Consider the following 19,242-nt stretch of genomic DNA (forward strand, 5'->3'; position numbering starts at 1 on the left):
CGGACCGCGCTACCGACGCCCTGACGGCATCCCATCGACGTAAGGATCCAATGACCTCCTCTTCTTCCCCTTCCCAGGACACCAAGCGCCTCGCGCACACCTATCCCGAAGGTCTTCGGGCCGATGCCCTGATGGAAGAGGACGTCGCCTGGAGCCACGAGATCGACGGCGAGCGGGACGGCGACCAGTTCGACCGCTCCGAGCGCGCGGCCCTGCGCCGCGTGGCGGGCCTGTCCACCGAGCTGGAGGACGTCACCGAGGTCGAGTACCGCCAGCTCCGCCTGGAGCGGGTCGTGCTCGTCGGCGTGTGGACCACCGGCACCGTGCAGGACGCGGACAACTCCCTCGCGGAGCTGGCCGCCCTCGCCGAGACCGCGGGTGCGCTCGTGCTCGACGGCGTCATCCAGCGCCGCGACAAGCCGGACGCGGCCACCTACATCGGCTCCGGCAAGGCCCAGGAGCTGCGCGACATCGTCATCGAATCGGGCGCGGACACTGTCATCTGCGACGGTGAGCTGAGTCCCGGCCAGCTGATCCAGCTGGAGGACGTCGTCAAGGTCAAGGTCATCGACCGTACGGCCCTGATCCTGGACATCTTCGCCCAGCACGCCAAGTCCCGCGAGGGCAAGGCGCAGGTCGCCCTCGCGCAGATGCAGTACATGCTGCCGAGGCTGCGCGGCTGGGGTCAGTCGCTGTCCCGTCAGATGGGCGGCGGCAAGGGCGGCGGCCTCGCCACCCGTGGCCCCGGTGAGACCAAGATCGAGACGGACCGGCGGCGGATCCGCGAGAAGATGGCGAAGATGCGCCGGGAGATCGCGGAGATGAAGACCGGCCGCGAGATCAAGCGCCAGGAGCGCCGGCGCAACAAGGTGCCGTCCGTCGCCATCGCGGGCTACACCAACGCCGGCAAGTCGTCCCTGCTCAACCGCCTCACCGGCGCCGGCGTCCTGGTCGAGAACGCCCTGTTCGCGACCCTGGACCCGACCGTCCGCCGTGCGGAGACCCCGAGTGGCCGGCTGTACACCCTGGCCGACACGGTCGGCTTCGTCCGGCACCTGCCGCACCACCTGGTCGAGGCGTTCCGCTCCACCATGGAGGAGGTCGGTGACGCCGACCTGATCCTGCACGTGGTGGACGGCTCGCACCCGGTGCCGGAGGAGCAGCTGGCCGCCGTGCGCGAGGTGATCCGGGACGTCGGTGCCACCGACGTACCCGAGATCGTCGTGATCAACAAGGCGGACGCGGCCGACCCGCTGGTCCTCCAGCGGCTGCTCAGGGTCGAGAAGCGTTCGATCGCCGTCTCGGCCCGCACCGGCCGGGGCATCGAGGAACTGCTCGGCCTGATCGACAACGATCTGCCGCGTCCGTCGGTCGAGATCGAGGCGCTCGTCCCGTACACCCACGGCAAGCTCGTCGCCCGTGCCCACACCGAGGGCGAGGTGATCTCCGAGGAGCACACCGCGGAGGGCACCCTGCTCAAGGTCCGGGTACACGAGGAACTGGCGGCGGACCTGGCACCGTACGTACCGGCGCCGGCGGCCTGACCACGGCTGCACGAAAGGCCCGCTCCCTTTTCAGGGGGCGGGCCTTTTGCACACCCTGAGAGGCGCGGGGCCGGGGAGCGGTCAACCACCGGCTGCCGTAAGCCGCCGCCGTACCGTCACTGGGCAGACGTGACTGCGACTCCGGCCACCCTCACTGCCCGGCGAACTTCTTGCTGACCGACTCGTACACGCCCTTGGCCACGGAACCCAGCCGGGGCCCGGCCAGCCACCCCGAACTCACCGGACCGATGGACGTGTTGGAAACGAGCGCCGGCTTGCCGTCCGCACCGGTCTCCACCCAGCCACCTCCGGAGGAGCCGGCCGTCATCGTGCAGCCGATCCGGTACATCGTCGGGTCCGACTGGCTGATGGACAGCCGGCTCGGCTTGTCCTTGCACTGGTACAGCAGCTGGCCGTCGAACGGAGCCGCCTCCGGGTAGCCGGACGCGGTGATGCTGTTCACCTTCGGCACCGCCGGAGCGTTGAAGTTCACCGGCAGCGCCCCGCCGACCGTCTCCTCCAGCGACTTGCCGCCGTTGCCCTGCTCCGGCGTCACATGGATCACCGAGTAGTCGTACGAGGCACCGTTGCCGCCGGTCTCACCGCCCTGGTCGATCCACTGCTGCGAGGTCTGCGCCGCATCGGCCCACCAGACGCCGTACGGGGCGATCTCGGACCTGCTGGCGTTCTGCAGCTGGGCGGCCGGCTTGCCGGAGTTGTTGTACGACGGCACGAAGGCCATGTTGCGGTACCAGCCGCCGTTCTTGCCGGCGTGCACACAGTGACCCGCCGTCCAGACCAGGTTGGACTTGCCCGGGTGCGCGGGGTCTTCCACGACCGTGCCCGAGCACACCATGTGGCCCTCGGGGGAGTCGAAGAACACCTTGCCCGAGGCGGCCGCGTTGGTGTGGTACGGCGACGCGACGGCCTGGGCCTTCACCGGCTGCGGGGTCGGGTCCGTCACGCCCTGGTCACCGGAGATGTCGTTGTTGTTGACACCCTTGTTCGGGTCGTTGGCGTGGCGCATCCGGTTGGGGTCCCACAGGCCCTTGATGATCGGGTTGACGAAGTCGTTGGCCTCGCGCAGCCAGTCCTGCTTGTTCCAGTTCTTCCAGGCGCCGTGCTTCCACTTGCCGAGGTCGATCCCGTGTTCCTTGAGCTTCTGCTTGAGGTCGTCCGGGATCCTGATCTTGCCGTCGCCGGCACTGGCCGCGGTCGCTGAGGCGGTCGGCTTGCTGTCGGCGTTGTCGTCGCCGTTGCAGGCGGTGGCGGTCAGTGCCAGCGCCGAGGCGAGGGTGACCGCCGCGAGCGAGGTGGAGGTGCGGCGGGTGCCCCTCTCTCGCCGAACAGTGAACGACGGTCGTATGGGTCGCATGCTCTTGACTCCCCCTGCTGTGAAGGTACTCGGCGCTTCGGCCGCGCCACCGGCAGGGAACTCATGGAGAGTTCATGCCGGTCTCACGACCGTCTGGGAACGGCGTCCCAGACTATGCGCTTGCTGTGGGGGACTTCCGACGGAACGGCAACGGTTCGGCCACAAGCCGTCTGACCTGGCCAATCCTCCGTAGATTTAACGATTTGGCGTCCCGTCACCACAACCGCCCGTGATCCAAGGGGCCTTCCCCCTGCCGGCAGGCCGCTCTCCCGCGATGCCGTGTGAAACGTGTCATCTCTCCGTCCGGGAAACGATCTTGTGGAAACCCGTAACCCGTCGAACGGTCCACGGTTGTAGCGGTGGGGGGCCAGCTGCCTGCATCCGGTCCCCGTGGATCAACTCGCCTCTGAACAGCGGGGAGGACAGCGACCGGTGGCCGTTACGGAATCGATGGCTGGAGGCATGCACGGGGAAGCGCCGGCTGGGCACGAGGGGATCCTCAGACGCCAGTCGGCGCGTGAATCCTCCGCCCGCACCTACGCCCGGGCCCTGCCCATCGTCCCGGTCCGGGCGCGAGGGCTCACCATCGAGGGCGCCGACGGCCGTCGCTATCTCGACTGTCTCTCCGGCGCCGGCACACTCGCCCTCGGCCACAACCATCCGGTCGTGCTGGAAGCGATCCGCAGGGTCCTCGACTCCGGCGCCCCCCTCTCCGTCCTCGACCTGGCGACCCCCGTCAAGGACGCCTTCATCACCGAGCTGTTCCGCACCCTTCCATCCGGTCTCGCCGACCGCGCCCGGGTCCAGTTCTGCGGGCCGGCCGGAACCGACGCCGTCGAGGCCGCTCTCAAACTGGTCCGGGCCGCGACCGGCCGCACCGGTCTGCTCGCGTTCACCGGTGCCTACCACGGCATGACCGCCGGTGCCCTGGCAGCCTCCGGCGGCGCCCGCGACGTCCGGGTCGCCCGACTGCCCTATCCGCAGGACTACCGCTGTCCGTTCGGTATCGGCGGACCGCGCGGCGCCGAACTCGCCGCCCGCTGGACCGAGTCCCTCCTCGACGATCCCAAGTCCGGCGTGCCACGGCCCGCCGGGATGATCCTGGAACCCGTCCAGGGCGAGGGCGGGGTGATCCCCGGACCGGACGACTGGCTGCGCCGTATGCGGCAGCTCACCGCGGCCCGGTCCATCCCGCTGATCGCCGACGAGATCCAGACCGGCGTCGGCAGGACGGGCGCCTTCTGGGCCGTCGACCACAGCGGCATCACCCCCGACGTCATGGTCCTGTCCAAGGCCATCGGTGGCAGCCTCCCGCTGGCCGTGATCGTCTATCGCGACGATCTCGACGTCTGGCAACCCGGCGCCCACGCGGGAACCTTCCGCGGCAACCAACTCGCCATGGCGGCGGGCACCGCGACCCTCACCCATGTGCGGGAGAACGGCCTCGCCGAGCGAGCCGCCGCCCTCGGCGCAAGCATGCTCGGTCAACTCGGGGAGCTGGCCGACACGTTCGCGTGCGTGGGGGACGTACGGGGTCGTGGGCTGATGATCGGCGTCGAGCTGGTGGACCCGGAAGGCGCCCATGCCGGACCCGACGACCATCACCTCGCATCCTCCGGCCCGGAGCCCACCCGCACCCCGCACCCGGCCGCGCCCGAACTCGCCGCTGCCGTCCAACGGGAGTGTCTCCAGCGCGGATTGATCGTCGAACTCGGCGGCCGTCACTCGGCCGTCGTCCGGCTGCTTCCCCCGCTCACGATCAGCGACGAGCAGGCGGCAGCCGTTCTGGACCGCCTGACGGACGCGGTCGCGGCAGTGGCCCGCACGCACGAGGAACACGGCCCGCACCACGGCCCTGCCCAGCGCACCGGCTGAGAGCCCGAGCCCTCTCGTGCCCGCCCGCTCTCCCCGCCGACCTGGTCCTCCGCCACGCCGACCCCATCGTCGACGCCACCGAGTCAACCGCCCGCGACGCCGGAAGGGCGACCGAGCGACAGTACGAGCCCCGCACCACCCAGTCGGCCACGAGGAGCCGTCATGAACGCCACCCCCACTCCCGACGGCAGCTCCGGTGCCTCCGACGAACAGGGAGACTCCGGCACCCCGGCCTCTCCCGTGCCGCTCGCCGAGTCGGTTCCCCCGCAGAAGAGGCGCACCGCGGATCTCACCCGAGTGACCGAGCCCGGCGCCGAGCTGCTGGAACACCCCGACCCGCGCACCGCAGCCCAGGCCGCCGCCGTGGAGAACCTGCTGCGGTGCTGGGTACGCGAGACCAGTCTCGCCGCCCCCGTCAACGGCATCCTCCACGTCCCGCTCCCGGCCAGCGGCACCGCCCTGATCGTGCCGGTCCGCTACTGGTCACCGACCGGCTGGCACCGCTTCGGTCCACCACGCCTGGTCAGTGCCCCCGAAGCCGCCCCCGCCGTAGACGCCGTCACTCTGGCGGCGCTGCTCACCCGGGAGACGACCGGCGACCCGGGCAGCGGCTCCCACACCCAGAGCCCCACCGCCGACGGCCCCGGCGACGACGGCTACGGGCGCGCCGGCCACGACTACGGCCGCGGGCACGACGGCAACGGCGATGACGGCTACAGGCACGACGGCCACGACCACGGCCATGGGCGTGACGGTCACAGCCATGACGGCCGCGACCATGACCACGGCTACGACAGCGACGGCGACCTGGTGGCCCGGGTGGCCGACTCCGTCCGCCGCACCGCGACCTTCATCCGTGACCGGCGCGAGCACCCCACCGACAGCCCCGACCTCTTCCTCTCCGCCGAGCAGGCCCTCCTGCTCGGACATCCCCTGCACCCGACCCCCAAGAGCCGGGACGGCCTGACCGACGCCGAAACCCGTCTGTACTCACCAGAGCTGCGCGGCTCCTTTTCCCTGCACTGGATGGCTGTCTCTCCCTCCCTCCTCGTCACCGACTCGGCATGGACCGAGCGCGGCCGCCCCGTCCCCGCCGACCACCTCACCCGGCGACTCGCCGAAACCGCTCTCCCGCTGCCCGACGGCTACGCCGCCCTTCCCCTGCATCCGTGGCAGGCCCGTGAGCTGCGCCACCGCGCACCCGTCGCCGCCCTGCTCGACTCGGGCCTCCTTCGCGACCTCGGTCCCCTCGGGCCCTGCTGGTATCCCACCTCCTCCGTCCGCACGGTCCACCGATCCGGTGCCCCCGCGATGCTCAAGCTGTCGCTCGGCCTGCGCATCACCAACTCCCGCCGGGAGAACCTGCGCAAGGAACTCCATCGGGGAGTCGAGGTGCACCGGCTGCTGCGCACCGGCCTGTCCAAGCCATGGCAGGCCGTACATCCCTCCTTCGACATCGTCCGCGATCCGGCCTGGCTCGCCGTCGACGATCCGGACGGGCGGCCCGTCACCGGGTTCGACGTGCTGATCAGGCACAACCCGTTCGCGCCGACCGACGACGTCGGCTGCGTCGCCGGACTCGTCTCGCCCCGGCCCGTTTCCGAATCCGGCAGCAACTCCCCAGCCCAGCAGACCACTTGGCCGATCCATTCCCGGCTGGCCCGACTCGTGGCGCGGCTCGCCGCGCGCACCGGCCGGCCCGTCGGTGCCGTTGCCGTGGAGTGGTTTCTCCGGTACCTGGAACAGGTCGTCCGTCCCGTGCTCTGGCTGGACAGCGAGGCCGGCATCGCCCTCGAAGCCCACCAGCAGAACACCCTGCTGCTGCTCGACCGCGACGGCTGGCCCGCCGGCGGCCGCTACCGCGACAACCAGGGCTACTACTTCCGCGAGTCCCGGCGCACCGAACTGGATGCCCGGCTGCCCGGTATCGGTGAGCGCAGCGACACCTTCGTCTCCGACGAGGTCACCGACGAACGATTCGCCTACTACCTCGCCATCAACAATGTGCTGGGCCTGATCGGCGCTTTCGGCTCCCAGCGCCTTACCGACGAGCGCCTCCTCCTCGCGGCCTTCCGCCGCTTCCTCACGGAGGTTGCCGCAGGGCCCACCGCACTGCGTACCCCGCTGCCCCGCCGCCTGCTCGACTCGCCCGTCCTGCGGTGCAAGGCCAATCTGCTGACCCGGCTGCACGGTCTCGACGAACTCGTCGGCCCGGTCGACACCCAGTCTGTCTACGTCACCATCGCCAACCCCCTTCATTCCTGAGCGAATTGCCGCGTCTCCCCGCACTTCCGAGGAGCCTGACCCACCTCGTCTCCTGAGAGGAGCGCACTGTGCCTCCCACCGACGCGAACGCCGGCCCGGGCGCCGACCCTGCCCATCCGGGCGCCTCCGTCCACCCGGGTGCCCCTGTCCTCCGGGATGCCGGCGGCACCCGCATGGACGGCGTGGGCAGCAGACGGGCCGCCCCGTTCACCGGATTCGTCATCGAGGACGACGACGGGGACTGCGAGGACACGCTGGACCTGCAGCTGCCCACCGAGTTCCTCGCCCTCTTCGCCGGAGGGACGGCCTACCTCCTGGACCAGCTCCATACGTGGGGTTCGGTGGTCACCGCTGTCGGCTCCTTTCAGCTTCAGCCCGTGCGCATCGATGAAGACCTGCCGCTCATCCATCGGTGGATGAACGACCCCGCCGTCGCCGCCTTCTGGGAGCTGGCCGGGCCCCAGAACCGGACGGAGGACCATCTACGCGCTCAACTCGGCGGCGATGGACGCAGCGTGCCGTGTCTGGGCGTACTGGACGGCACACCGATGAGCTACTGGGAGATCTACCGGGCAGACCTGGATCCGCTGGCCCGCCACTATCCCGCCCGTCCGCATGACACCGGGATCCATCTCCTCGTCGGTGCGGCCCCGGATCGCGGGCGGGGGCTGGGATCCGCCCTGCTCCGAGCCGTGGCCGACCTGATCCTCGACCGGCGTCCCGCATGCGCACGGGTCGTAGCGGAGCCCGATCTTCGCAACACCCCCTCCGTCGCGGCGTTCCTGAGCGCCGGCTTCCGGTTCGCGGATGAGGTCGACCTGCCCGACAAGCGGGCCGCCCTCATGATCCGGGACCGGGTCCTGCGCGATGTCCTGTAGCGCTGAGTGACGACGTCTTCACAGAATGAACGTGTGCCGGGCCGGCGGGGTTCCCGCCCGACCGGAGAAAAATTTCGGAGAAACCCGTGGAGCCCGAGACAGTAGGGAAAGCCGGGAAACGCGAGGTGCCCCAGCAGCCTCACCGGCCCGGGAAACCCGAGAAAAGTCCGCCCTTCCGCCACCCTCATTCCACTCAGGAGCCCGGCCGTGACCCCGCCCCGCCTTCCCGCCTTGACCGCCCGAGTGTCAGTGCCGGGCCGTAGGGTGGTCGGGCTATGACGAAGCCCTCACTCCCCGAACTCCTCCACGCCGCCGTCGCCGCTGTCGGCGGCTCGGAGCGCCCCGGCCAGGTGACCATGGCCGAAGCGGTCGCCGAAGCGATCGACGAAGGATCCCATCTGCTGGTCCAGGCCGGCACCGGCACCGGTAAGTCGCTCGGCTACCTCGTGCCGGCGCTCGCGCACGGGGAGCGGGTGGTCGTGGCGACGGCCACCCTCGCACTGCAGCGCCAGCTCGTGGAGCGCGATCTGCCCCGCACGGTCGACGCCCTGCACCCGCTGCTGCGCCGCCGCCCGGAGTTCGCGATGCTCAAGGGCCGGTCGAACTATCTGTGCCTGCACCGCCTGCACGAGGGCATGCCGCAGGACGAGGAGGACGGACTCTTCGACCAGTTCGAGGCCGCCGCCCCCACGAGCAAGCTGGGCCAGGACCTCCTGAGACTGCGGGACTGGTCGGACGAGACCGCGACCGGCGACCGGGACGATCTCACTCCGGGCGTTTCGGACCGTGCCTGGGCGCAGGTGTCGGTGTCGTCGCGCGAGTGTGTGGGCGCGTCGAAGTGCGCCTACGGCGCCGAGTGCTTCGCGGAGATGGCCCGCGAGCGCGCCAAGCTCGCCGAGGTCGTGGTGACGAACCACGCGCTGCTCGCCATCGACGCCATCGAGGGCGCGCCGGTGCTGCCGCAGCACGAGGTGCTGATCGTGGACGAGGCCCATGAACTCGTCTCCCGGGTCACCGGTGTCGCGACCGGTGAACTCACCTCCGGCCAGGTCAATCGTGCGGTGCGCCGCGCCGCCAAGCTGGTGAACGAGAAGGCCGCGGACCAGCTCCAGACGGCCGCCGAGGGCTTCGAGCGGCTGATGGAGCTGGCCCTGCCGGGCCGCCTGGAGGAGATCCCGGAAGACCTCGGCTACGCCCTGATGGCCCTGCGGGACGCCGCCCGCACGGTCATCTCCGCGATGGGCGCGACGCGCGACAAGTCGGTGCAGGACGAGGACGCGGTCCGCAAGCAGGCGCTGGCCTCGGTGGAGACGGTGCACGACGTGGCGGAACGGGTCCTGAACGGCTCGGAGTGGGACGTCGTCTGGTACGAACGGCACGACCGCTTCGGCGCGTCCCTGCGCGTCGCTCCCATGTCGGTCTCGGGTCTGCTCAGGGAGAAGCTCTTCGCGGACCGCTCGGTCGTCCTCACCTCGGCGACCCTCAAGCTGGGCGGCGACTTCAACGGCGTCGGAGCCTCCCTGGGGCTCGGCCCCGAGGGCGCGGAGGGTGAGGATCTGCCGCAATGGAAGGGCGTCGACGTCGGCTCGCCCTTCGACTACCGCAAGCAGGGCATCCTCTACGTCGCCAAGCATCTCTCGCGCCCCGCGCGGGACGGCGAGCGTTCTGACATGCTCGACGAGCTGAGCGAACTCATCCAGGCGGCAGGAGGCCGCACCCTCGGGCTCTTCTCGTCCATGCGGGCCGCACAGCTCGCGGCGGAGGAACTGCGCTCCCGGATCCCCGAGTTCCCGATCCTGCTCCAGGGCGAGGAGACCCTCGGCGAACTGATCAAGAACTTCGCGGCCGATCCGAAGACCTGCCTGTTCGGCACACTGTCCCTGTGGCAGGGCGTGGACGTCCCGGGTCCCAGCTGCCAGTTGGTCGTCATGGACAAGATCCCGTTCCCGCGTCCCGACGATCCGTTGATGAGCGCCCGGCAGAAGGCGGTGGAGGACGCCGGCGGCAACGGCTTCATGGCGGTGGCCGCCACACACGCGGCGCTGCTCATGGCCCAGGGCGCCGGCCGACTCGTCCGCGCGTCGGGCGACCGGGGCGTGGTCGCCGTACTGGATCAGCGGCTGGCCACCGCGCGCTACGGCGGCTACCTGAAGACGTCGCTTCCGGAGTTCTGGTACACCACGGACCGTAACCAGGTCCGCAAGTCGCTCGCCGCGATCGACGCTGCGGCAAAGGTGACGGAAGCGCAGCCGACCGGGGCGGAGTGATCGCTGGGTAGCCTGACCGGCGCCGGTCAGGCTACCCAGCGATGCGAAAGCGCCTGGGGCCCACCCTCGGCCTGGCAGGGTCCCGGGCCCGGACACAGCAGGACCCCGGAACCGGCGCAGGGGTTCCGGGGCCCGGTCAGGGAGCGAGCAGCCGTACGGGGCCCGCCCGCCGCGGGGTCACACGCGCCGCAGCACCGCGACGACCTTGCCGAGGATGGTTGCGTCGTCGCCGGGGATCGGTTCGTAGGCCGCGTTGTGCGGGAGGAGCCAGACGTGGCCGTCCTCGCGCTTGAAGCGCTTGACGGTGGCTTCGCCGTCGAGCATGGCCGCCACGATGTCGCCGTTCTCGGCGACGGGCTGACGGCGCACGGTGACCCAGTCGCCGTCGCAGATCGCGGCCTCGATCATGGAGTCACCGACGACCTTGAGGACGAACAGCTCACCGTCACCGACGAGCTGACGGGGGAGAGGGAAGACGTCCTCGACGGACTCCTCCGCGAGGATCGGGCCACCGGCGGCGATCCGGCCGACCAGTGGGACGTACGACGCGGCGGGCTTGCCGGCGGTGTCCGTGGGCTGCACGGACACGGCCTGGTCCGAGCCGCGCACCTCGTATGCGCGCGGGCGGTGCGGGTCGCGGCGCAGGAAGCCCTTGCGCTCCAGCGCCATCAGCTGATGCGCGACCGAGGAGGTGCTCGAGAGACCGACGGCCTGGCCGATCTCGCGCATCGACGGCGGATAGCCGCGCCGCTGCACCGAGTCGCGGATGACTTCGATCACGCGGCGCTGCCGGTCGGTGAGCCCGGAGCTGTCCGCCCGGATTCCTGGAGGTCGGCCCGGCAGGGAGCGCTTGTGTCCCTCGGGATTCGTGGCTTCGTTCATCACGTGTACCGGCTCGACTCGGCCCTGGGAGCGGTCCTGGGCGGTGATGGTGGCACTGTCTGCGGTGGTGGTCACGTCGGCCCCTCTCGATGGTCTCCCTGCTGGACAACGGTAGTTGCTTTCGAAAGGTTGCGCCAAACACACGTTCGAGTGAAAAAGTGCGATTCACCTGACGCGATCATGTGTCTGGGTGTATTGCTAACGCCCCACCTGGCGGACAAAAGCGCCCATTGTTGTACTCTTCACCGCCGGGGTTGCCGACCTCGTGGGTCGTCGCCCCAGTCTGCCATCCGGAATCCGCGCATCCGGGCTCCGGGTCCCTTCTGTGCCGGAGTCCTACGTGTCCTCCGTGCGGCGCCCACGGTATCTCCGTAAGTGCCACAGTGATACGGCTCTGCGCCCGCGTGTCCTCGGCCGGGCCGCCTGCATGTCGGGCGTCCACGGCTCTTCAGTCGCGACGTTCGTGACTGTCTGCTGCGGTGCACTTGACTGTCTGTTGCGACACGCGTGGCTGCCTGGGTGTATGAGCCAATCCCCACATCTAGTGGTTGGATGGCTACAGCAGCCCACAAGTTGTGGTCCCCCGGGTCTGAAGCAGCTCCGAGATCGCCTATGCTTAGGGCTGCTTCGCGGGGCCCATGGGCCCGGTGAGGTTGTTGAGTCTGCTGTGAGGAGGGTTGGAGATCATGCACTGCCCCTTCTGCAGGCACCCCGACAGCCGCGTGGTCGACAGTCGTACGACCGACGACGGCACATCCATCCGCAGGCGCCGCCAGTGCCCCGACTGCTCCCGTCGTTTCACGACCGTGGAGACGTGCTCGCTCATGGTGATCAAGCGGTCCGGGGTCACCGAGCCTTTCAGTCGTACCAAGGTCATCAACGGTGTGCGCAAGGCGTGCCAGGGACGGCCTGTCACCGAGGACGCACTCGCCCAGCTCGGCCAGCGGGTCGAGGAGGCGCTGCGGGCCACCGGAAGCGCCGAGCTGTCCACCCACGATGTGGGGCTGGCCATACTCGGCCCGTTGCAGGAGCTCGACCTCGTCGCCTATCTGCGATTCGCCTCCGTCTACCGGGCGTTCGACTCGCTCGAGGACTTCGAGGCCGCCATCGCGGAGCTGAGGGAGACGGCGAGGGGCCCCGCCGCGGGCGACGAAGACGCGGGAGCGGGGAGCCAGGAAGACGAACGCGGGCCCGGCGGGACCACTCAGGTTCCCGTGCCCGCCCACGCCGCCGACTGACCGGCGGGCCGGAAACCGGGAGGAGGTCCGGGTTCCGGCCGGAAGGCGGCGACCAAGACCTGTTGCGGGTGGCAGCTGAGGGTGCCCGCAACACAAGACAGAACACCGTGCCACGGGAACAAACGGGGCACTTCAGGGCGTTTTTGCCCGTAGAGGGAGGCGGCATGACAGAGACGGCGAGCGGTCCGGCACGAGGTTCCCGAGCCAAGGGCGCCAAGGCCACCAAGGGGCTGCGTATCGAGCGCATCCACACCACCCCCGGCGTACACCCGTACGACGAGGTCGAGTGGGTGAGCCGTGACGTCGTCATGACCAACTGGCGCGACGGCTCGGTCAACTTCGAGCAGCGTGGCGTCGAGTTCCCCGACTTCTGGTCGGTGAACGCGGTCAACATCGTCACCAGCAAGTACTTCCGCGGTGCCGTCGGCACCCCGCAGCGCGAGACCAGCCTCAAGCAGCTGATCGACCGCATCGTGAAGACGTACCGCAAGGCCGGTGAGGACTACAAGTACTTCGCCTCGGCCGCCGACGCCGAGATCTTCGAGCACGAGCTGGCGTACGCCCTCCTGCACCAGATCTTCAGCTTCAACAGCCCCGTGTGGTTCAACGTGGGCACCGCGCAGCCCCAGCAGGTCTCCGCCTGCTTCATCCTCTCCGTCGACGACTCCATGGAGTCGATCCTCGACTGGTACAAGGAAGAGGGCATGATCTTCAAGGGCGGCTCCGGCGCCGGCCTGAACCTCTCCCGCATCCGCTCCTCCAAGGAGCTGCTGTCCTCGGGCGGCAACGCCTCCGGTCCGGTCTCCTTCATGCGCGGCGCCGACGCCTCCGCCGGCACCATCAAGTCCGGCGGTGCCACCCGCCGCGCCGCCAAGATGGTCGTGCTCGACGTCGACCACCCCGACATCGAGGACTTCATCGAGACCAAGGTCAAGGAGGAGGAGAAGATCCGCGTCCTGCGCGACGCGGGCTTCGACATGGACCTGGGCGGCGACGACATCACCTCCGTCCAGTACCAGAACGCCAACAACTCGGTCCGCGTGAACGACGAGTTCATGAAGGCGGTCGAGGACGGCGGCAACTTCGGCCTGCGCGCCCGGATGACCGGTGAGGTCCTCGAAGAGGTCGACGCCAAGGCGCTCTTCCGCAAGATCGCCGAGGCCGCCTGGGCCTGCGCCGACCCGGGCATCCAGTACGACGACACCATCAACAACTGGCACACCTGCCCCGAGTCCGGCCGGATCACCGCGTCGAACCCGTGCAGCGAGTACATGCACCTGGACAACACGTCCTGCAACCTGGCCTCGCTGAACCTGATGAAGTTCCTGAAGGACGACGGCAAGGGCAACCAGTCCTTCGAGACCGAGCGCTTCCAGAAGGTCGTCGAGCTGGTCATCACCGCGATGGACATCTCGATCTGCTTCGCGGACTTCCCGACCCAGAAGATCGGCGAGAACACGCGCGCGTTCCGCCAGCTCGGCATCGGCTACGCCAACCTCGGCGCCCTGCTGATGGCCACCGGCCACGCCTACGACTCCGACGGCGGCCGCGCCCTCGCCGGCGCCATCACCTCCCTGATGACGGGTACGGCCTACCGCCGTTCCGCCGAGCTGGCCGCGGTCGTAGGGACGTACGACGGCTACGCCCGCAACGCCGACGCCCACAAGCGCGTGATGGCGCAGCACGCCGACGCCAACGGCAAGGCCGTCCGCATGGACGACCTGGACACCCCGGTGTGGGCCGCCGCCACGGAGGCCTGGCAGGACGTGCAGCGTCTCGGTGAGAAGAACGGTTTCCGTAACTCTCAGGCGTCCGTGCTCGCCCCGACCGGCACCATCGGTCTCGCGATGTCCTGCGACACCACCGGTGTCGAACCCGACCTGGCTCTCGTGAAGTTCAAGAAGCTGGTCGGCGGCGGCTCGATGCAGATCGTCAACGGCACCGTCCCGCAGGCCCTGCGCCGCCTGGGCTACCAGGAGGAGCAGATCGAGGCGATCGTCGCCCACATCGCCGAGCACGGCAATGTGATCGACGCCCCCGGCCTGAGGCACGAGCACTACGAGGTGTTCGACTGCGCCATGGGCGAGCGCGCCATCTCCCCGATGGGCCACGTCCGCATGATGGCCGCGATCCAGCCGTGGATCTCCGGTGCCATCTCCAAGACGGTCAACATGCCGGAGACGGCGACCGTCGAGGAGGTCGAGGAGATCTACTTCGAGGCCTGGAAGCTGGGCGTCAAGGCGCTCGCGATCTACCGCGACAACTGCAAGGTGGGTCAGCCGCTCTCCGCCAAGACCAAGGAGAAGGAGAAGGAGGAGGTCGCGGAGAAGGCCGAGGCGACCATCCGCGAGACGGTCGAGAAGGTCATCGAGTACCGCCCGGTCCGCAAGCGCCTCCCGAAGGGTCGTCCCGGCATCACCACATCCTTCACCGTCGGCGGCGCCGAGGGCTACATGACCGCCAACTCCTACCCGGACGACGGCCTGGGCGAGGTCTTCCTGAAGATGTCCAAGCAGGGCTCGACCCTCGCGGGCATGATGGACGCCTTCTCCATCGCGGTCTCCGTCGGCCTCCAGTACGGCGTGCCGCTGGAGACGTACGTCTCGAAGTTCACCAACATGCGCTTCGAGCCGGCCGGCATGACGGACGACCCGGACGTGCGGATGGCGCAGTCGATCGTCGACTACATCTTCCGCCGCCTGGCGCTGGACTTCCTGCCCTTCGAGACCCGCTCCGCGCTCGGCATCCACTCCGCCGAGGAGCGCCAGCGGCACCTGGAGACCGGTTCCTACGAGCCGGCCGACGACGAGGTCGACGTCGAGGGCCTGGCCCAGTCGGCGCCGCGCGCCCAGGAGCTGAAGGCGGTCGCCACGCGGAAGTCGGTGTCCGAGGCGGCCGAGCCCGCCCCGAAGCAGGCTCACACCAGCGCCGAGCTGGTGGAGATGCAGCTGGGCATCCAGGCCGACGCCCCGCTGTGCTTCTCCTGCGGTACGAAGATGCAGCGGGCCGGTTCCTGCTACATCTGCGAGGGCTGCGGCTCGACCAGCGGCTGCAGCTGAAACCGGGCGGAGCTACACCTGCCGCAATATGCAGGTGTAGCTGATCCGCCTGATCAGCACCTCAAGAGGGGTGCCGAGTCCTGGCTCGGCACCCCTTCGCTGTGTGAGCTCCATCCGCCCCGATCCCCGGCAAGGGGGGGGTGCCCCGGCGGTCACCCTGGAGCGACTGTGCGAGCGCATGGGCATGTCGGCGCCTTCCATCACTACCTCGGATCGACGCCGAAGTACCGGACCCGGCTGCTCGACCACTTCGAGGCCAGGTGCACCACGGCGGTCATCGACGGGGTGGAAGCGTCCGACACGCTGCCGGCCCGGGAGCGGCTGGACAGGCTCCTCGCGGAAGCGGCCAAGGCCGCCGGTCGTGCTGATCGCCGTCGGTGTGCCGGCTGCTGTGGTGTCGTGGCGTGGCCGTTCCTCGACGCGTGAAGTGAGGTAAGGAGCGCCGGCCATGGCGGGCGCCCCTTACCTCTGCTGAGCCCTGTCACTGACTGAGCCCTGTTACGACTGCTGGGCCCTGCCCATGACCCGGGTGAAGGTCGCCGGGTCCTCGTCGAAGCCGTGCACGCCGGGCCGGAACCTCCATTCCCCGGAGTCGTCACGTGCGAACTCGGCGATCGTGGCCGCCGTTGCCCCGAGCACCGAGCCGAAGTCGTTCTCAGCGAGCACGGTGTAGCCCTCCCGGACACGCATGGCCGGATTCAGCACGTTGACGAACGTCTTTTGTCCGGGCCCTTGCTGGATGACGACACCGACCACCACGCGCGCGTACCGGCCGTCGAGCCGGTCGAGCTCCAGCGTCATGACCTCGTCCCAGCCGAAGCCCTTGCCGTCGGTGCTGTCCCGGTTGAGGAAGATCGTGCCGTCGGGCGAACGGCTGTCGAAGTGGACCAGATAGGCTGGCGTCCCGTACGCGTCGCCCGAGAGGAACGTCGCGGCGATGATGTCGAGATCGGTGGGCGGCTGACCCGTCGGGCTGGGGTCCCACTTGAGCCCGACCTCGACCTTGCGGATTCCCTTGCTGAACCCGGTCAACAGGCTTCCCCTTCCCCCCTGGTGGTTGCCTCGTCCCCCAACTCCGCTGGTGTCGGGGCTTCTTGTCCATCGTGCCACGCGTGCGCGGGCGCATGCGCGGGTGATCTCCGCCGGAGCGTGACCGACGCCACGCCCGGTGGCCTTACGATGGCGCGGTGCTGGTCAAGTGGATTCGCTGCACCGTGGTGGACCGCCGCGGCTTCGAGCGGGGGCAGCGAAAATGGGCGGGGCTTCTGGGGGAGCCGGGATTTCGGGGGCAGGGAGGCGGCTGGAGCCGGCAGCGGTCGGGCGTGGCGCACATCTTCGCCTTCTGGGAGAGCCGCGCCTTCTACGACTCCTTCATGGCCCGCTCGCACGACCGCCTGGCGTCCGCCCAGTCCGGCACGTTCAAGGATGCGCAGGTCAAGCTGTTCGAGTACCGCTTCGATGTGAAGACGGGCTTCGAGCCGCGGTTCACCGACGCCGATCTGATCCGCGTGGCCCTGTGCCGGATCCACGAGGAGCGCGTCGAGCACTTCACCCTCATGCAGGAGAAGGTGTGGAACCCCGCGATGGCCGGTTCGCCCGGCATGATCCGCGGCATGTTCGCCGAGGCGCCCGAGCAGGAGTTCCTGATCCTGTCGATGTGGCGGTCGGCGGCCGAGCACGGCAAGTACCGCACCGAGCGGGTGGAGCGTCTCGCGCTGCGCGCCCAGACCGCGGCCGACGTGGCGGCGCTCTCCGGTGACATCGTGGACATGGAGCCGTCCTGGACGGTCTGACGCCGTCGCTGAGGGTTTGAATATCAAACCAGCTCCTGCGGGTGTCGCACCGGGGTCGTACTGAGTGTCGAAAGGGGTGTGCGGGAGCGGCTCGGGGCGCCGGTTTTGTGTGACCTACGCCGTATGGGGCCCGTCCGAGTCCTCGACTCACCCTCGTACGATCTAGGGTTTTGGCATGGCACGACCACGGCGCATCGTCCTTGTCCGGCACGGCGAGTCCACGGGCAACGTCGACGACTCCGTGTACGAGCGCGAGCCCGACCACGCTCTCGCGCTGACCGAGCGCGGCTGGAGACAGGCAGAGGAGACCGGGAAGGAGATCAGGGAACTCTTCCGCCGGGAACGCGTGAGCGTGTACATCTCGCCGTACCGCCGGACGCACGAGACGCTCCGCGCCTTCCACCTCGACCCGGATCTCATACGCGTCCGGGAGGAGCCCCGCCTTCGCGAACAGGACTGGGGCAACTGGCAGGACCGCGACGACGTACGACTGCAGAAGGCCTACCGCGACGCGTACGGTCACTTCTTCTTCCGGTTCCCGCAGGGCGAGTCCGGAGCCGATGTGTACGACCGGGTCGGCGGCTTCCTGGAGAGCCTGTTCCGCAGCTTCGAGGCACCCGACCATCCACCGAACGTCCTGCTGGTGACACACGGACTCGCGATGCGGCTGTTCTGCATGCGCTGGTTCCACTGGACGGTCGCGGAATTCGAGTCGCTGTCGAACCCCGGGAACGCCGAGATGCGGATGCTCGTTCTCGGGGAGGACGGCAAGTACACGCTCGACCGGCCCTTCGAGCGCTGGCGGGAACCGGTGCCGTACTGGGCGAACGGATAGAGTGACAGAGAGATGACCGCTGACTCCTCTTCCGCCGGGCGCCTGGAGCGCGCGCTGGCGAGCCTGCGCGGACTGGCCGTGGGGGACGCCCTGGGCTCCCAGTTCTTCGTTCCGGCGAACTACCCCCTGCTGAAGCGACGCGAGCTGCCCGCCGGGCCCTGGCAGTGGACGGACGACACCGAGATGGCCTCCTCCGTGGTCGCTGTCCTCGCCGCCCACCGGCGCATCGAGCAGGATGAGCTGGCCCGGTCCTTCGCCGAGCACCACGATCTCGACCGGGGGTACGGCCCTGCCGTCGACCGCCTGCTGAGACTCGTCCGGGAGGGCGAGGACTGGCGTGAGCTGGCCGCCGGGCTGTTCAACGGCCGGGGGTCCTGGGGCAACGGAGCGGCGATGCGGACCGCCCCCCTGGGCGCCTGGTATGCGGACGACCCGGAGCAGGCGACCCACCAGGCGGAGATCTCGGCCTACCCCACCCATCAGCACCGTGAGGCCGTCGTCGGCACCATGGCCGTGGCCGCCGCGGCGGCACTGGCCGGCTCCCCGGACGGCCGGCCCGGCCCCGAGGCACTCCTCGACGGAGTCATCGCCCTGGTGCCCAAGAGCGCGGTCGGCCAGGGACTCCGACGCGCCCGGGACATGCTCGACTACGGCGACGCGGGCACCGTCGCGGCGGTGCTGGGCTGCGGCCGGCGTACGACCGCCCATGACACCGTTCCCTTCGCTCTCTGGTCCGCCGCCCGGAGCCTCGGTGACTACGAGACGGCGTTCTGGACGACGGCCGGCGTGGGCGGCGACATGGACACCACCTGCGCGATCACAGGAGGTGTGCTCGCCTCCGGCAAGGCGGGGGCCCCACCCGCCGAGTGGACGCAACGCACCGAGGCGCTGCCGGAGTGGGTGCCGACGCGGCTCTGACGGGTCCGGGGACACAGACCAGAGTCGGTCTCCTCCGGCCGTGCTTCCCGCTGCGCGGGCCCGGGCTTCCCCTTCTGCCTGGGCGGGTGCGCGCTGAGCCCTGGGTGGATCAGCAATGAAACTCTCCGTGTCCGCCAGGAACTCTCCGTGACTGTCGCCCGTTCTTCCCATATCCGCCGTGGGTCGCGGCCTTCGGCGGCAAGGTCGACACAGAGTCTGAGAGTCGGAGAGCGGCGGTCGGAGGGGGTGTGGCGATGGCAGGCGCGGTGGACCAGTCCTTCGTGGGACGGACCTACCCGCCCACCGACCCCTA

Annotated in this window: 14 protein-coding genes; 11 read left to right on the plus strand and 3 right to left on the minus strand. The window is 69.5% G+C overall.

Annotated features, from left to right (window positions below; all coding sequences use genetic code 11):
- Positions 1-50: 50 nt before the first annotated feature.
- Positions 51-1,544, plus strand: a complete 1,494-nt coding sequence (gene hflX, locus AV521_RS39540; protein ID WP_076095907.1) for a GTPase HflX — start codon at positions 51-53, stop codon at positions 1,542-1,544.
- Between the two features lie 151 nt (positions 1,545-1,695).
- Here hflX and AV521_RS39545 read toward each other — a convergent pair whose 3' ends face one another.
- Positions 1,696-2,919, minus strand: a complete 1,224-nt coding sequence (locus tag AV521_RS39545) for a serine protease (protein ID WP_179023736.1) — start codon at positions 2,917-2,919, stop codon at positions 1,696-1,698.
- Between the two features lie 462 nt (positions 2,920-3,381).
- Here AV521_RS39545 and AV521_RS39550 point away from each other — a divergent pair, with 462 nt between their 5' ends.
- The 4 genes from AV521_RS39550 to AV521_RS39565 all read left to right on the plus strand — a co-directional run bounded on the left by AV521_RS39550 (position 3,382) and on the right by AV521_RS39565 (position 10,204).
- On the plus strand, positions 3,382-4,794 hold the full coding sequence (locus tag AV521_RS39550) for a diaminobutyrate--2-oxoglutarate transaminase family protein (RefSeq protein WP_107481145.1): 1,413 nt from the start codon (positions 3,382-3,384) through the stop codon (positions 4,792-4,794).
- A 162-nt stretch (positions 4,795-4,956) separates the two neighbouring features.
- Complete coding sequence (locus tag AV521_RS39555; RefSeq protein WP_076095911.1) at positions 4,957-7,059, plus strand: IucA/IucC family siderophore biosynthesis protein; 2,103 nt, start codon at positions 4,957-4,959, stop codon at positions 7,057-7,059.
- Between the two features lie 68 nt (positions 7,060-7,127).
- Complete coding sequence (locus AV521_RS39560; protein WP_076095913.1) at positions 7,128-7,937, plus strand: GNAT family N-acetyltransferase; 810 nt, start codon at positions 7,128-7,130, stop codon at positions 7,935-7,937.
- A gap of 275 nt (positions 7,938-8,212) precedes the next feature.
- Positions 8,213-10,204 carry an ATP-dependent DNA helicase gene (locus AV521_RS39565; RefSeq protein ID WP_076095915.1) on the plus strand — a complete coding sequence of 664 codons (1,992 nt, stop codon included), beginning with the start codon at positions 8,213-8,215 and terminating at the stop codon, positions 10,202-10,204.
- A 177-nt stretch (positions 10,205-10,381) separates the two neighbouring features.
- On the opposite strand, the gene lexA is transcribed toward AV521_RS39565, so the two are convergent.
- On the minus strand, positions 10,382-11,161 hold the full coding sequence (gene lexA / locus AV521_RS39570) for a transcriptional repressor LexA (protein ID WP_023546157.1): 780 nt from the start codon (positions 11,159-11,161) through the stop codon (positions 10,382-10,384).
- A gap of 611 nt (positions 11,162-11,772) precedes the next feature.
- On the opposite strand from lexA, the gene nrdR reads away from it, so the two are divergent.
- The 3 genes from nrdR to AV521_RS39585 all read left to right on the plus strand — a co-directional run bounded on the left by nrdR (position 11,773) and on the right by AV521_RS39585 (position 15,809).
- Positions 11,773-12,324, plus strand: a complete 552-nt coding sequence (gene nrdR, locus AV521_RS39575; RefSeq protein ID WP_076095945.1) for a transcriptional regulator NrdR — start codon at positions 11,773-11,775, stop codon at positions 12,322-12,324.
- 164 nt (positions 12,325-12,488) lie between these two features.
- Positions 12,489-15,383 (plus strand): vitamin B12-dependent ribonucleotide reductase, encoded by a 2,895-nt coding sequence (locus AV521_RS39580; RefSeq protein ID WP_076095917.1) that lies wholly within the window; start codon positions 12,489-12,491, stop codon positions 15,381-15,383.
- A 168-nt stretch (positions 15,384-15,551) separates the two neighbouring features.
- Positions 15,552-15,809 carry a hypothetical protein gene (locus AV521_RS39585; protein WP_076095919.1) on the plus strand — a complete coding sequence of 86 codons (258 nt, stop codon included), beginning with the start codon at positions 15,552-15,554 and terminating at the stop codon, positions 15,807-15,809.
- A gap of 72 nt (positions 15,810-15,881) precedes the next feature.
- Here AV521_RS39585 and AV521_RS39590 read toward each other — a convergent pair whose 3' ends face one another.
- Positions 15,882-16,415 carry a TerD family protein gene (locus AV521_RS39590; RefSeq protein ID WP_076095920.1) on the minus strand — a complete coding sequence of 178 codons (534 nt, stop codon included), beginning with the start codon at positions 16,413-16,415 and terminating at the stop codon, positions 15,882-15,884.
- Between the two features lie 155 nt (positions 16,416-16,570).
- Here AV521_RS39590 and AV521_RS39595 point away from each other — a divergent pair, with 155 nt between their 5' ends.
- The 3 genes from AV521_RS39595 to AV521_RS39605 all read left to right on the plus strand — a co-directional run bounded on the left by AV521_RS39595 (position 16,571) and on the right by AV521_RS39605 (position 18,929).
- Positions 16,571-17,176: a YdbC family protein gene (locus AV521_RS39595; protein ID WP_076095922.1), complete on the plus strand. Its 606-nt coding sequence runs from the start codon at positions 16,571-16,573 to the stop codon at positions 17,174-17,176.
- A gap of 175 nt (positions 17,177-17,351) precedes the next feature.
- Positions 17,352-18,011 (plus strand): histidine phosphatase family protein, encoded by a 660-nt coding sequence (locus tag AV521_RS39600; RefSeq protein WP_076095923.1) that lies wholly within the window; start codon positions 17,352-17,354, stop codon positions 18,009-18,011.
- A 12-nt stretch (positions 18,012-18,023) separates the two neighbouring features.
- On the plus strand, positions 18,024-18,929 hold the full coding sequence (locus AV521_RS39605) for an ADP-ribosylglycohydrolase family protein (protein ID WP_076095925.1): 906 nt from the start codon (positions 18,024-18,026) through the stop codon (positions 18,927-18,929).
- The last annotated feature ends 313 nt before the right edge of the window (positions 18,930-19,242 follow it).

Origin of the sequence: Streptomyces sp. IMTB 2501, assembly GCF_001953885.1 — a bacterium.
Classification (GTDB): domain Bacteria; phylum Actinomycetota; class Actinomycetes; order Streptomycetales; family Streptomycetaceae; genus Streptomyces.

Excerpts from the sequence above, each read along its gene's own strand:
- nrdR (WP_076095945.1), top strand. The coding sequence starts at position 11,773 with ATGCACTGCCCCTTCTGCAGGCACCCCGACAGCCGCGTGGTCGACAGT.
- AV521_RS39550 (WP_107481145.1), top strand. The coding sequence starts at position 3,382 with ATGCACGGGGAAGCGCCGGCTGGGCACGAGGGGATCCTCAGACGCCAG.
- hflX (WP_076095907.1), top strand. The coding sequence starts at position 51 with ATGACCTCCTCTTCTTCCCCTTCCCAGGACACCAAGCGCCTCGCGCAC.
- AV521_RS39600 (WP_076095923.1), top strand. The coding sequence starts at position 17,352 with ATGGCACGACCACGGCGCATCGTCCTTGTCCGGCACGGCGAGTCCACG.
- AV521_RS39605 (WP_076095925.1), top strand. The coding sequence starts at position 18,024 with ATGACCGCTGACTCCTCTTCCGCCGGGCGCCTGGAGCGCGCGCTGGCG.
- AV521_RS39580 (WP_076095917.1), top strand. The coding sequence starts at position 12,489 with ATGACAGAGACGGCGAGCGGTCCGGCACGAGGTTCCCGAGCCAAGGGC.
- AV521_RS39555 (WP_076095911.1), top strand. The coding sequence starts at position 4,957 with ATGAACGCCACCCCCACTCCCGACGGCAGCTCCGGTGCCTCCGACGAA.
- AV521_RS39565 (WP_076095915.1), top strand. The coding sequence starts at position 8,213 with ATGACGAAGCCCTCACTCCCCGAACTCCTCCACGCCGCCGTCGCCGCT.
- AV521_RS39545 (WP_179023736.1), bottom strand. The coding sequence starts at position 2,919 with ATGCGACCCATACGACCGTCGTTCACTGTTCGGCGAGAGAGGGGCACC.